11 protein-coding genes are annotated in these 13858 nt (G+C 67.6%); 8 read left to right on the forward strand and 3 right to left on the reverse strand.

All coding sequences use genetic code 11. The features are described 5' to 3' along the window. The first annotated feature begins 245 nt into the window (after window positions 1–245). From OVA11_RS12525 to OVA11_RS12535, 3 genes are all read left to right on the forward strand, one after another. Window positions 246–2969, forward strand: coding sequence for a TSCPD domain-containing protein (locus OVA11_RS12525; protein WP_268067694.1), 2724 nt, complete (start codon window positions 246–248; stop codon window positions 2967–2969). 71 nt (window positions 2970–3040) lie between these two features. Then, complete coding sequence (locus tag OVA11_RS12530; protein ID WP_268067695.1) at window positions 3041–3538, forward strand: pentapeptide repeat-containing protein; 498 nt, start codon at window positions 3041–3043, stop codon at window positions 3536–3538. Between the two features lie 94 nt (window positions 3539–3632). After that, window positions 3633–4502, forward strand: coding sequence for a pentapeptide repeat-containing protein (locus tag OVA11_RS12535; protein ID WP_268067696.1), 870 nt, complete (start codon window positions 3633–3635; stop codon window positions 4500–4502). A 76-nt stretch (window positions 4503–4578) separates the two neighbouring features. On the opposite strand, the gene aspS is transcribed toward OVA11_RS12535, so the two are convergent. Next, the gene (gene aspS / locus OVA11_RS12540) at window positions 4579–6417 is read right to left on the reverse strand and encodes an aspartate--tRNA ligase (protein WP_268067697.1); all 1839 of its coding nucleotides are present in this window, start codon (window positions 6415–6417) and stop codon (window positions 4579–4581) included. Window positions 6418–6538: 121 nt separating this feature from the next. Next, the gene (tpiA, locus tag OVA11_RS12545; protein WP_268067698.1) at window positions 6539–7300 is read right to left on the reverse strand and encodes a triose-phosphate isomerase; all 762 of its coding nucleotides are present in this window, start codon (window positions 7298–7300) and stop codon (window positions 6539–6541) included. Between the two features lie 139 nt (window positions 7301–7439). Between tpiA and OVA11_RS12550 the strand changes: the two genes are divergently transcribed. Together OVA11_RS12550 and trpE are read left to right on the forward strand one after the other, a co-directional pair. Then, complete coding sequence (locus OVA11_RS12550; RefSeq protein ID WP_268067699.1) at window positions 7440–9404, forward strand: peptidylprolyl isomerase; 1965 nt, start codon at window positions 7440–7442, stop codon at window positions 9402–9404. Continuing rightward, the gene (gene trpE / locus OVA11_RS12555; RefSeq protein ID WP_268067700.1) at window positions 9404–10945 is read left to right on the forward strand and encodes an anthranilate synthase component I; all 1542 of its coding nucleotides are present in this window, start codon (window positions 9404–9406) and stop codon (window positions 10943–10945) included. The genes OVA11_RS12550 and trpE overlap by 1 nt, the downstream gene beginning before the upstream one ends. A gap of 22 nt (window positions 10946–10967) precedes the next feature. On the opposite strand, the gene OVA11_RS12560 is transcribed toward trpE, so the two are convergent. Continuing rightward, window positions 10968–11177 carry a hypothetical protein gene (locus OVA11_RS12560; RefSeq protein WP_012640361.1) on the reverse strand — a complete coding sequence of 70 codons (210 nt, stop codon included), beginning with the start codon at window positions 11175–11177 and terminating at the stop codon, window positions 10968–10970. Window positions 11178–11404: 227 nt separating this feature from the next. Here OVA11_RS12560 and OVA11_RS12565 point away from each other — a divergent pair, with 227 nt between their 5' ends. The 3 genes from OVA11_RS12565 to trpC are packed head-to-tail and all read left to right on the forward strand — an operon-like array spanning window position 11405 to window position 13820. Beyond that, window positions 11405–12001 carry an anthranilate synthase component II gene (locus tag OVA11_RS12565; RefSeq protein ID WP_268067701.1) on the forward strand — a complete coding sequence of 199 codons (597 nt, stop codon included), beginning with the start codon at window positions 11405–11407 and terminating at the stop codon, window positions 11999–12001. An 8-nt stretch (window positions 12002–12009) separates the two neighbouring features. Continuing rightward, window positions 12010–13035: an anthranilate phosphoribosyltransferase gene (gene trpD, locus OVA11_RS12570; protein WP_268067702.1), complete on the forward strand. Its 1026-nt coding sequence runs from the start codon at window positions 12010–12012 to the stop codon at window positions 13033–13035. After that, window positions 13032–13820 (forward strand): indole-3-glycerol phosphate synthase TrpC, encoded by a 789-nt coding sequence (gene trpC / locus OVA11_RS12575; RefSeq protein ID WP_268067703.1) that lies wholly within the window; start codon window positions 13032–13034, stop codon window positions 13818–13820. Before trpD ends, trpC begins: the two co-directional genes overlap by 4 nt. Window positions 13821–13858 lie beyond the last annotated feature (38 nt).

Raw genomic sequence — 13858 nt, forward strand, 5'->3', positions numbered from 1 at the left:
ACCGCGACAAGCGCGGCGAAGCGGGCGGACCATAGCGCCCCGCGCCCTCACCGTCCAGCCGCGCGCCGGTCGCGGCGCACTTCAACATCTTGTGGATTAGCGCCCCTCCACCCGCAACATCTATTGAGGGGCAGTGACCAAGGTTCTAACCTGCGGTGCGACCTTACGCCCATCCCGGCCGCGCGGAATCACACGTTAGGGATTTGGTAAGCACTCACGCTGGCATCTCGGACCTGGAAACGCCCATGCGCCCCTCCGCCAAAGCCGCAGGCCTCGTCCCCGCGATGGAATGGCGCGACCTGGAACGGGCCGACAGCGTTCAGGTCATTTCGGCGCCGTCATCATGGTCGGACGCCCGCGTCGAAGCCTGGCTCGATTGGGGCGGCGAGGTCGAACCCAAGGCTCCGCTCGGCGGCGGTCCCGCGCGTTACGCTGCGCGCGTGGCGCAACTGGGCCTCTCGCGCGGCCTGTTTGGCGACAAGGCGGACGCCGACGCCTTCCGCGAGGCGCTGCTGACCACGATGCTCACAGGGATAGCGACCCCGACCTCCGGCCAGAGGGGTCTGCGGCTGCTGCCCGACATCACCGAGTTCGAATTCCAGAGCCAGGCGCGGGACATCCTGGGGCAACGCCGAGCGCGCCTCCTGGCGGCTCAAGCCGCTGCGCGTTTGAACACCGCGCTCGACCAGGTCGCAGACGCGGTGCGTCGCTGCTCGGGCGATAGCCGCGCCTGCAGCGATGTTCGCAAGAACCCGGCCCTGGCCCGGGCCGCGCGCAAGGCGCGTGAACTGGGCGCGGACGACCAAACCATCCTGGACGCCATCGCCTTGGCCGACCAGCCCCGTGCGCCGCTGACCGCGCTCGCCGTCGATGATGAGCTGCCCCTTGTCGCCGCCGCAACCCGCCAAGCGGTCGCCGCCGGCGACGAGGCCGCGACCCTGGCCGCCCAGGTCGGTTGGGAAACCAGCGCCCTGACCCTGGCCCTGTCGCCGACCGACGCCGAAGCCCTGTCGCGCGGCGCAGCGATCGGCGCGGCGATCGACGCCAGCGCCTTCCTGGACGCCGAAGGGTTCGACATCGAGCGCTTCACTTTCGTCTGTCATCTGTGGGCCACGGCCCTGGAGCTGGACCGGGGCGAGCGCCCCGCGCGCCTTTCGCTCGCGGGCGTGGGCGATTGCCTGCTCAGCCAAGGCTACGCCCAGACCAGTATCGAAGGTCGCGACGGCGCGGCCGCCTTGTGGGCTCTCGCCGTCGGCGCGGCGCTGTCCGCCAGCGCCGAGGCCGCAGCCGTACTGGGCCAAGACCCCGTCTTTGATCAGGATCGCCAAGGCGTGCTGAAGACCCTGGCCGAACGCCGGGTCCGCGCCGCCGCCCTGCGCTCGGCGCTCGCCACCGAAGCCGCCGCGGCGCTGGCGACGGCCCACGCGCTGGCCCGCAAGCACGGCCTGCGTTCGGCCGGCTTGGTGGGACCGTTCACGGACCTCGAGGCGACCTTGCGCCTGGGCGGCGCGCCCGTCGGCGCGGCAGGCGCCATTGCGCCGGTGTCTGTGTCACAAACCGCAGACGGCTTCCTGATGCCGAGCTTCAGCGCCGCCGCTTTCGAGGCGCTGTCATCGGAGGGCGTCGATCTCGATGCAGCCCGGCGGCATGCGCTGGGCCACGGATCGCTGGCCGAGAGCCCCGCGATCGATCACGCCATGCTGCAGGCGCGCGGCTTCACCGCTCACGAGATCGAGAAGGCCGAAAACGCCCTGCGCGAACATCAGGGCGTGCGGGCGGCCTTCGCCCCGGCGATTGTCGGCGCAGGCTTCCTTCGCGATGTCCTGGGCGCGTCCGCCGAAGATGTCGCGCGTCGCGACTTCGACACCCTGGCCTTCGCCGACTTCTCGGCGGCGGAAATCGCGGCCGCCGAGCGCCATGCGCTGGGCGCAGGCACGCTGGGCGATTGCGAAGCCCTGAACCCTGATCTTCGCGAAGCTTTCCGGTCCGTGGAGGCTCCCTCGTTCAATGACCGCCTGGCGATGCTGGCGGCGGTGGAAAGCTTCGCTTGCCTGCCGACGGCCGTAATGGTCTCGATTCCGCATGACGCGCGCCCGGCCGACGCCGTGCGCGCGCAAGCTGCGGCGGCCAGGGCCGGCGTTCGCGCCCTGCGCCTGCAGCGCGCGCCCACGCCGTACGACTTCAAGCTCGATCTGCCCGAGGAGCCGGTGGCCGAAGCGCCCCGCCCCGCTCCGGCGCGGGAACCAGTGGTGACCGAGCGCGTCGTCGAGCGGATCGTCGAGCGCGACCGCTCTCGCCGCCGCCTGCCCGATCGCCGCAAAGGCTACATTCAGAAGGCGGCCGTAGGAGGCCACAAGGTCTACCTGCATACCGGCGAGTATGAGGATGGCGAGCTGGGCGAACTGTTCATCGACATGCACAAGGAAGGCGCGGCCTTCCGAAGCCTGATGAACAATTTCGCCATCGCCGTCTCGCTGGGTCTGCAGCACGGCGTGCCGCTGGACGAGTTCGTCGACGCCTTCGTCTACACCAAGTTCGAGCCGGCGGGTCCGGTCACGGGCAATGACTCAATCAAGTCCGCGACCTCCATCCTGGATTACATTTTCCGAGAACTGGGCGTCTCGTACCTTGGCCGAGACGACCTCGCCAACGGCGACCCCGGCGAGTTCAACGCCGATGGGCTCGGCGCGGGCAAGCGCCTTGCGGAAGACGACCTGCTGGACGACGACGCCGATCCAGTTCCGGCTAGCCGCTTCATTTCCAAGGGCTTTTCACGGGGCGCCACGCCGGACAATCTGGTCTTCGCCAGCTTTGGCCACCGTCGCGTGGAAGGCGCCGCCCGCCCCGGCGCCGACGGCGAGATGTGCCCGGCTTGCGGCGATCTGTCTTTGGTGCGGAGAGGCGGAATGACAGTCTGCGACACCTGCGGCGCTCAGTCCGAGCGCCCTGGCCCCGTAGCGTCCACCTGACGGCGTTCGCCTGGCGTTAAGCTTGCTAGGTAAGGGTAAGACCTGCTTTTCCGCTCAGGACGTGCGCCAGAATGAAACCGATCGCCCTGCTCGCCGCCGCCCTTGGCGTGGCGTTGTCCGCCGCGACGCCCGTCAGCGCCCAGAACGCCGGCCAGATCGCCGCCGTGCGCAACGGCGCGAACTGCCCACGCTGCAACCTGTTCCAGGCCGATCTCTCCAACCTGACCCTGAAGGGCAAGAACCTGGCCGGCGCGCGTCTTCGACAGGCGGACCTGTCGACGGCGGTCATGAACCGGACCCGCTTCGCCGGTGGCGATCTTCGGGACGTCAACGCCTACGGCGCGGTCATGACCGGAGCCAGCTTCGCGCGAGCCGACCTGACCAACGCCAGCTTCGTCGGGGCCTATCTGCAAGGCGCGAATTTTGCCGGCGCGCGACTCTCCGGCGTCAACTTCTCAGGCGCGGAGATGGATCGCGCGACGGGTCTGAAGCAGAGCCAGTTGAGCCTGGCGTGCGGCGATGACTCCACGTTGTTGCCCCGCGGACTTTCCATTCCGCGCTGCCGTTAAATCCCCGTCATTACCGCAATTTAAGTGGTCTCTGGCCCTCCGTCGGTCCAAACCGTAACTCACACAGTCGCGTATGGACTGAACGGAGTAGTCGATGTCCCGCTTGGGCGTTTCCATCGCCGCCTTGACGCTGAGCCTGTTGGCCATGACGGGCCAGGCGCACGCTTGGGCCGAAGACAAGGACGTCGCCAAGCTGACGTCCTTCGGCGGGATGTGCGCCAATTGCGACCTGGCGGGCCGCAAGCTTATGAACGCCAAGTTCACCGGCGCCAACTTCGCCAAGGCCGTTCTGATCGGCGCGGACCTGCGCGGCGCGATGTTTTATGGCTCGGATTTCGGATGGGCCGATCTGAGCCGCGCCGACCTGCGCGGCGCCGAGATGCGCGGCGCCAACTTCACCCGCGCCAACTTCACCGACGCGCGGATGTCCGGCATCGAGAGCAGCCGCGCCAACTTCACCCAGGCCACGCTGGTTCGCGTCGACCTGTCTTCGGCAGAGTTGCACGCCGCCACCATGGTCGGCGCCAACCTGCAGAAAGCGCGTTTCGCCAACGCTGAACTGATCGCCGCCGACCTGTCGGGCGCCAACGCCCGCGACGCCGACTTCTCGAACGCCGACATCAACCACGCCAACTTCCAAGGCGCGCGCTTCGACGGCGCGCGGTTCCACAACGCCGACATGACCGGCTCGAATCTGCGCGGCGGCATCTTCAACAGCGCGGACTTCCGGAACGCAGACCTGACCATGGTCAATCTCAGCGGCGCTGATCTGTCGAGCGCCCGGGGGCTGGAACAGGAACAGCTGGACGAGGCCTGCGGCGATGGCGGCACGCGACTGCCTTCGGGGCTCAGCGTCCGCCCCTGCAACGGCCTGCGGAGCAGCCAGCACTTCATGCTCCTGCGCGCGGTGCCAAAGCCGCCTGCGCCCCCCGCCCCGCCGAAGGCCCCCAAAGGCCCCAAGTAAGGTCGCTAGTAAGCCAAAGAAAAAACCCTCCGATCGCAAGACCGGAGGGCTTTTTCGTGGAGGGTCGGAACCCCGCCTACACCTTGATCGGCGGCGCGGTCCGGATGTGCAGTTCCTTCAACTGCTTGTCGAGCACGTTGGCCGGGGCGTTCATCAGGAGGTCCTGGCCCTGCTGGTTCAGCGGGAAGGCGATGACTTCGCGGATGGCGACCTGATCGGCCAGCAACATGACGATACGGTCGATGCCCGGCGCCAGACCACCATGCGGCGGTGCGCCGTAGCGGAAGGCGTTCAGCATGCCGCCGAACTGCTCCTCGACCACTTCGGGGCCGTAGCCGGCGGTGGCGAAGGCTTTCAGCATGATCTCGGGCTTGTGATTCCGGATCGCGCCCGAGCACAGCTCGTAGCCGTTGCAGACGATGTCGTACTGATAGGCGCGGATGGTCAGCGGATCCTGGGTCTCCAGGGCTTCCAGACCGCCCTGCGGCATCGAGAACGGGTTGTGCGAGAAGTCGACCTTCTTCTCTTCCTCGTTCCACTCGAACATCGGGAAGTCGACGATCCAGCAGAACTTGAACTGGTTTTCGTCGACCAGTTTCAGTTCCGTGCCGACGCGCGTGCGGGCCAGGCCCGCGAACTTGGCGAACACGGCCGGGTCGCCGGCCACGAAGAAGGCGGCGTCGCCGGCGCCCAGGCCCAGCGACTCCATCAGCGCTTGCGTCGGCTCACCCAGGTTCTTGGCGATCGGGCCGCCCCAGCCGCCCTGGTCTTCCGACCAGAACACGTAACCCAGACCCGGCTGGCCTTCGCCCTGAGCCCAGCTGTTCATGCGGTCGCAGAACGCGCGCGAACCACCGGTCGGGGCCGGGATGGCCCACACCTGGTTCTTGGCGTCGGCGCCCAGGATCTTGGCGAACAGGCCAAAGCCGCCGTCACGGAAGTGCTCCGAGACGTTCGCCATCTTGATCGGGTTGCGCAGGTCCGGCTTGTCGCTGCCGTACCAGGCCATCGACTGGGCGTAGGTCAGGCGCTCGAAGCCCTTGTGCTCGAACGATTGGCCAAAGTCGTTGGTGAAGGTGTGCGTGCCGTCGATCGGCGACACCGGCTTGCCGTTCGAGAACTCCTCGAACACGCCATGCATGACGGGCTCGATCGCCGCGAAGACGTCTTCCTGGGTGACGAAGCTCATCTCGACGTCGAGCTGGTAGAACTCCAGGCTACGGTCGGCGCGCAGGTCTTCGTCGCGGAAGCAGGGTGCGATCTGGAAGTAGCGGTCAAAACCCGAAACCATCAGCAGCTGCTTGAACTGCTGAGGCGCCTGCGGCAGCGCGTAGAACTTTTCGGGATGCAGACGCGAGGGCACCAGGAAGTCGCGTGCGCCTTCCGGCGAGCTGGCGGTCAGGATCGGCGTCTGGAACTCGTTGAAGCCCTGGGCGAACATACGGTTGCGGATCGACTGGATCACGCGCGAGCGCAGGACGATGTTCTTGTGCAGGGTCTCGCGACGCAGGTCGAGATAGCGGTGCTTGAGGCGGATCTCTTCGGGATAGTCCGGCTCGCCGAAGACCGGCAGCGGCAGCTCGGCGGCCTCGGACAGCACCTCGACGGCCGAGACACGGATCTCGATCTCGCCGGTCGGCAGGTTGGGGTTCACCACGCTGGCGTCACGGGCGATCACTTCGCCGTCAACGCGGATCACGCTCTCGGCGCGCAGGCGCTCGACCACGTTGAAACCGGGCGTTTCGGGGTGCAGCACCAGCTGCGTCAGACCGTAGTGGTCGCGCAGGTCGATGAAGACCAGCCCGCCATGGTCGCGCTTGCGGTGGATCCAGCCGGACAGACGCACGGCCGCGCCGGTGTCGGAAGCGCGCAGGGCGCCGCAGTTATGGGTGCGATAGGCGTGCATGGTGGTCATGAAAGTCTTGAATACGCGCTGATTTGCAAGGCGCGGTAAGGCGCACGTGGGCGCCGCGATGTCAAGGATTCTGGGACGGACCGTGCGCTTGCCCGGCCCGTCCGTGGAAGGTTCTTCAAGCTTAAAGCGCCTGGATGATCGCCAGGAAGTCCTTGGCCTTCAGCGAAGCGCCGCCGACCAGCGCGCCACCAACCTCGGGCGCGGCGAGGATCTCGCTGGCGTTTTCAGGCTTCACGGAGCCACCATAGAGGATCAGGACGGTCCGGCCCTGCTCGCCAAACCGGGAGACCAGCTCGGCGCGGATGGCCGCGTGCATCTCGACGATGTTGTCGACCGAGGCCGTTCGGCCCGTGCCGATCGCCCACAGAGGCTCATAGGCCACGCTGAACGCCTTGCCGGCCAGCGAGGTTGGCAGCGAGTCACGCACCTGGCTGACGACAAAGCTCACCGCCAGGCCCGCTTCACGCGTCTCCAAGGTCTCGCCGACGCAGACGATCGGCTCCAGACCCGCCAGGGCGGCGGCTTCAGCCTTTCCGGCCACCTGGGCGGAGGTTTCACCGTGGTCAGTGCGCCGCTCGGAGTGGCCGCAGATCACCAGCGATCCGCCTGCGTCCGCGATCATCTCGGCGGAGACATCGCCCGTGTGCGCGCCGTTCGACTTGCCATGGCAATCCTGACCGCCGGTGAGGAGATGGCCCCCTTCCACCGCCTGGCTCAGACGATGCAAAAGGGTGGCGGGCGGGAAGATCGCGACGCGGGCGGCCGGAGGTTTCGCCTCCAGGGCGGCGGCGACGGCTCGGGCCTCGTCGAGGGCGACCGAAAGGCCGTTCATCTTCCAGTTTCCGGCGATCAGAGGCCGGGGCGTTGTGCTCGAAAGGGTCATGAGCGCCTTCTTGGGGTCACGCTCCCTTGGGAAGTCAAGCCCACGCCGCTTGCCCCCTCGCCTTCGGCTCTACTATACCCGCTGCTCTCGACCGTCGCGTCCCTGTACGCAGCGGTCTGTCTGGAAGGTTTTCGCGCTCATGCTCGCCGGTTTCCGCAAGTTCGCCAAATCGCCCTTCGCGGTGGTGCTGTTTGGCTTGCTGATTGTCAGTTTCGCCATCTTCGGCATTAGCGACGTGTTCAAGGGCCCGCAGGGATCGGGCGTGATCAGCGCCGGTTCGCGCAGCATGAGCGCGATCGATTTCAAGCAGCGCTTTGACAACTATCGCAAGGCGATGGAGCAGCAGAACGGCACGACCCTGACCCCCGATCAGGCGGTCGAGCAGGGCGTCGATCGTCAGATCGTCCAGGAACTGGTGCTGCAAGAATCGCTGGCCGCCGCCCTTCACAAGATGGGGGTCGCCCCGTCCGACAAGCTGGTCGCCGACACGGTTCACGAGCAGATGAGCCAACTGCCGCCGACGACCCGTCCTTTCGACCCGATCACCGGCAAGTTCGATTCTCGCGCCTATGCGGCGCTGATGCAGCAGAACGGCCTCACGCCGGAGACCTATGAAGCCTCGTTGCGCGATGAGATCGCCCAGACCCACTTCTTCTCGGCGATCGCCGACGGCCTGAAAGCGCCCCGCATCTATGCGGCGCTTCAGGGCGCCTACCTGCTGGAGGCGCGTGAGGTCTCGGCCTTCGTCGTCAACCCCTCGACGGTTCAGCGACCGAACCCGCCGACTGATGCGCAGTTGACGGCGTTCATGAAGGAAAACGCCGATCGGCTGACCCGCCCTGAGACCCGGGTTCTGTCGATCATGCGGGTCAGCGCCGCTGCGCTGGAGCCGTCGGTGACGATCAATCCCGCCGATGTCCAGAAGGCCTTCGACTTCCGGAAGGATAGCCTGGCCAGGCCGGAGACCCGCACGATCGTTCAGATCGCCGCGCCCGACGCCAAGGCGGCCGCAGTGATCTCCCAGCGTCTCGGCAAGGGCGAGGACCCCGCAGCCGTCGCCAAGGCCTACGGCAAGACGCCGCTGGTCCTGACCGACAAGCCCAAGAGCGCCGTTCCCGATCGCAAGGTCGCCGACGCCGCCTTCGCCCTGCAGGCTGGCCAGGTCAGCGGCCCGATCACCGGCGACCTGGGCGTCGCAGTCGTCAAGGTCACCAAGATCACGCCCGGCGCCGTCGCGACGCTGGACAGCGTCCGCCCCCAGATCGAAGCCGAGGTCCGGAGCCAGACGGCTCAGGCCAAGGCTTATGAGCAGACCCAGACCTACCAGGATGCGCGTGACGCAGGCGCTGATCTCATCTCGGCGGCCAGCAAGGCCGGCGCGCTGGTCATCACGACCGCCCCGGTGACGGCGCAGGGAACCGACCAGATGGGCCAGCCCTTCGCGGGCCTGACGCCGGACATTATCAAGACCGCGTTCGATCTGTCGCAAGGCGGCGAGAGCGAGCTGGTCGAGGCCGGCAAGGGCGAATACTACGCCGTCAAGGTCGAGCGGATCGTGCCTGCGGCCCTGCCGCCGCTGGCCGAGGTCAAGCCGCAACTGACGGCCGTCTGGTTTGGTCAGGAGATGGCCAAGCGGATGAAGGCCAAGGCCGATGAGCTGGCCGCACGTGTCAAGAAGGGCGAGAGCCTGGAAGCGGTCGCCACCGCGGCTCAGTCGAATGTGCAGAAGATCCCCGGCGGCCTGACCCGCCAGAACGCTCAACAGCACGTGGCGCTGGGGCAGGAGTTCCTGGGCGCAGCCTTCACGGCCAAGCCGGGCGCTGTGTTCACCGCGCGCGCCGGCCAGCAGGGCCAGGCGTATGTCGTCGCCAAGCTGGACGCCGTCCGCGCCGCGCCGACCGCCAATGTCGCCCAGATCGCTGTTCTGGCCCAAGGTCAGGCCGCCAACGGCCTGATGCGCGACCTGGCCGAGGCCACGCGCGTCGTCGCCCGCACCCAGATGAAGGCCAAGAGCAACCTGACCCTGGCCCGCCAAGCCATCGGCGTCGACACCGACGCCCTGGCCAAGGCCGAGGCCGCCAAGGCTGGAAAGAAAGCCGAGTAATGAGTTTGGAGCCCGCGTTCGACGCCTTCTCGGAAGCCTATGACTCCGGGCGGCAGCAAGTCGTCTGGACCCGCCTGATCGACGATCTGGAGACGCCGGTTTCGGCCTATCTGAAGATCGCCCAGGCGCGGCCCTACAGCTTCCTGTTCGAAAGCGTCGAGGGCGGAGCCTGGCGCGGCCGCTATTCGATCGTCACGATGAATCCGGATCTGGTCTGGCGCTGTCGCGGCGACCAGGCCGAGATCGCCGAGGGCGACGACATCGCCGCCGGCCGGTTTACGCCTCAGCCCGGCGGCGCGCTGGACAGTCTGCGCGATCTGGTGGCGCGCTCACGCATGGAGTTGCCCAAGGGCTTGCCGCCGATGGCCGCCGGCGTGTTCGGCGCCTTGGGCTACGATCTGGTGCGCTTGGTCGAGCGCCTTCCGGACGTCAATCCGGACGCCTTGAACCTGCCTGACGGCATCATGACCCGCCCGTCGATCGTGGCGGTGTTCGACGCCATCGCGCAGGAGATCATCCTGACGACCACCGTACGTCCCCAGATCGGCGTATCGGCCAAGGCGGCTCACGACGCCGCCCGCGCGCGGATCGAAGCGGTGGTGGCCGACCTGCACCGCCCCCTCGCCCACGACGCGCCCCGCCCGCCACGCGGGCCGATGGACTTCACCACGCCGGTCAGCCGCGCCGACTACGCCGAGGTCGTCGCCAAGGCCAAGGACTACATCGCCGCCGGCGACATCTTCCAGGTCGTGGCCAGCCACCGCTTCCGTGCGCCCTTCGACCTGCCGCCGTTCGCCCTTTATCGCTCGCTGCGCCGGACCAATCCCTCGCCCTTCCTGTTCTTCCTGAACCTGGACGGCTTCAATCTGGTCGGCTCCAGCCCCGAGATTCTGGTTCGCCTGCGCGACGGCAAGATCACCATCCGGCCGATCGCCGGCACGCGCCCGCGCGGCGCGACGCCCGAGGAAGACGCCGCGCTGGAAGCAGAGCTGCTGGCCGATCCCAAGGAGCGCGCCGAGCATCTGATGCTGCTGGATCTGGGCCGCAATGACGTCGGCCGCGTGGCTATGCTGAACCATCACGGCCGCAACGCACCGCCGGAACAGGCCCGCCCGAAGGGCCCGAACGTGCGCGTGACCGAGAGCTTCACGATCGAGCGCTACAGCCACGTGATGCACATCGTCTCGAACGTCGAAGGAACTGCGCCCGAGGGCGTCGATCCGGTCGATGTCCTGATGGCCGCCCTGCCCGCCGGCACGCTGTCGGGTGCGCCCAAGGTTCGCGCCATGGAGATTATCGACGAGCTCGAGGTCGAGAAGCGCGGCATCAGCTATGCTGGCGCGGTCGGCTATTTCGGCGCCGACGGCGCGGTCGACACCTGCATCGTGCTGCGTACCGCTCTGGTGAAGGACGGCATGATGTACGTCCAGGCCGGCGGCGGCATCGTCGCCGACAGTGATCCGGACGCCGAGTACGACGAGACCCTGCACAAGTCCCGCGCCCTGAAGCGCGCGGCCGAAGAGGCCTGGCGATTCAGCTGAGCCTGAAGGCTGCTTTTTTCCGCTAAGGACCGCCTAGCCGATCGTCGGGAAGGTGTTGCGTCACCGCCGGCGGCGCCAGCACCATCACCGTGGCGAAGCTCAGCGCACAGAACGCGGCGAAGGCCGCAGCCGCCAGCACCGGGCCCATCTTCTGGGTGCGTTGCTTGGGCCGCAGCAGAGCGCGGACATAGGCGACGGCGACGGGGTCCAAGGCGGAATCACGCGGGTCCATGGGCTTATCATGCTCAACTCCGCGACCGCTGTAACCGTTACTGAAGGCCGCAGGCGAAAATGGCGCTACACATCCGCCCGCCTCGCGCTACAGCCTCGCGCGTCAAAACGGTATCGCTTTGACGCGATAACGAGGCTCTAGATCAAATGCTTAGAGCGTGACTCGCGCCGAAACCGGTTCCCACTTTCGGCGTCACGCTCTAGAACCGACCTCCGAAAGGCGGCGTCATGATCCTCGTCATCGATAACTACGACAGCTTCACCTACAACCTCGTTCACTATCTGAACGAGCTGGGAGCCGACACGGCCGTCTACCGCAACGACGCGCTCAGCGTGACCGAGGCGCTGGGTCTGAAGCCGGCCGCCGTGCTGCTATCCCCAGGACCTAAGGCACCGGATCAGGCCGGCATCTGCCTGCCGCTGCTCGAGGCCGCACCGGCCGACCTGCCGATCCTGGGCGTGTGCCTCGGCCACCAGGCGATCGGTCAGGCGTTTGGCGGCGAAGTGATCCGGGCCAAGGCCGTGATGCACGGCAAGGTCAGCAAGGTGCGCCACAACGACAAGGGCATCTTCAAGAGTCTGCCCAACCCGTTCACCGCTACGCGCTATCACAGCCTGGCCGTCCGCCGCGAAGACCTGCCGGCCGACCTGGAGGTGACCGCCTGGACCGATGACGGCGAGATCATGGGCGTGCAGCACAAGACGCGCCCGATCTTCGGCGTCCAGTTCCACCCCGAGTCGATCGCCACCGAGGGCGGCCACCAGATGCTGGCCAACTTCATGGATCTGGCCGGCGTCAAGCGCGACGCGGCGATCTGGGTCTAGGCACTGCGATGTCCGACGCCTTCAAGCCGCTGCTGGCGAAGCTCGCCGACGGTCAGACCCTCGACGACAGCGACGCCGAGCTGTTCTTCGCCGCCTGCCTGCGCGGCGAGCCGACCCCGGCCCAGGTGGCGGCCGCCGTCACAGCGATCCGCCTGCGCGGCGAGACGGTGGGCGAGATCGCCGCCTGCGCGCGCGCCATGCGTCGCGCCGCCATCCCGCTGGAGCATCCGCACGAGGTCATCGACGTCTGCGGCACCGGCGGCGATGGTCTCCATACGCTGAACATCTCCACGGCCGTCGGCTTTGTGGCCGCAGGCGGCGGCCTGAAGGTCGCCAAGCACGGCAACCGCGCCATCACGTCGAAGTCCGGCACCGCCGATGTTCTGACCGCGCTCGGCGTCAATATTGACGCAACGCGCGAGCAGCAGCGCAAGGCGCTGGACGAGGCTGGCATCTGCTTCCTGTTCGCCCAGGCCCACCATGGCGCGATGAAGCATGTCTCGCCGATCCGCCAGCAGCTGGGTTTCCGCACGATCTTCAACCTGCTGGGGCCGTTGACCAATCCAGCCGGCGCCAAGCGGCAGGTGGTCGGGGTCTCGGCGCCGCGCTTTGTCGAGCCGATCGCCAAGGCCCTGGGGGCTCTTGGGGCCGAGCGGGCCTGGTCGGTGCATGGCTCGGGTATGGACGAGCTGACGACCACAGGCGAGACCGAGGTGGCCGAATGGCGCGACGGCGTCGTTCGCCTGTTCAAGATCACCCCGGAAGCCGTTGGCCTGCCGCGCGCCGCGCTAGCGGACCTAACCGGCGGCGATCCAGCCTTCAACGCCGCGGCCCTGACGCGCCTGTTGGACGGCGAGACCGGCCCCTACCGCGACATCGTGCTCCTCAACGCCGCCGCCGCCTTCCTGGTCGCCGACAAGGTCGAGACCCTGGTCCAGGGCGTGGCTATGGCGGCCGAAGCCATCGACAGCGGCCGCGCCAAGGCCGCCCTCGCCGGCCTCGTGGCCGCCACCAACACGGAAGTTCCTGCGTGACCGACATCCTGGCCAAGATCGCCGCCTACAAGCGCGAGGACGTGGCGGCGCGAAAAGCCGAGCGGTCTCAAGCCGAGATCGACGCCGCCGCCAAGGCCGCTTCGGCGCCGCGCGGCTTCAAGGCCGCTCTTGAGGCGAAGCATGCGCCCGGCCGCCTCTCCCTGATCGCCGAGATCAAGAAGGCCTCGCCGTCCAAGGGCCTGATCCGCGAGGATTTCGATCCGCCGGTCCTGGCGAAAGCCTATGAAGCCGGCGGCGCGGCCTGCCTCTCCGTGCTGACCGATGGACCGAGTTTCCAGGGCGCGGATGACTACCTCGTCGCCGCCCGGGCGGCGGTGGCCCTGCCCTGCATCCGCAAGGATTTCCTGGTCGATCCCTGGCAAGTGGCCGAAAGCCGCGCCCTGGGGGCCGACGCGATCCTGGTGATCCTGGCGATGATCGACGACGTTCTCGCCGCAGAGCTGATTTCAGAAGCGCGCCGGCTGGGTATGGACGCCCTCGTCGAGGTGCACGATGAGGCCGAAATGGCGCGCGCCGGCGCCTTGGGCTCGGATCTGGTCGGCATCAACAACCGTGATCTCAAGAGCTTTGTCGTCGATCTGGCGGTGACCGAGCGCCTGTCGGCCCAGGCCCCGCGCGACGCCCTGCTGGTCACCGAAAGCGGCATCTTCACCCATGACGATGTCGTCCGCATGGAAGCCACCGGCGCCAAGGCTATGCTGGTCGGCGAAAGCCTGATGCGGCACGCGGACGTGACGAGCGCCACGCGCGCCCTGATCGGTTAAACCCAAAACGGGCTTTCCTGACGCTGGCGCCTTGAGGC

Source organism: Caulobacter sp. SL161, assembly GCF_026672375.1.
Classification (GTDB): Bacteria; Pseudomonadota; Alphaproteobacteria; order Caulobacterales; family Caulobacteraceae; genus Caulobacter.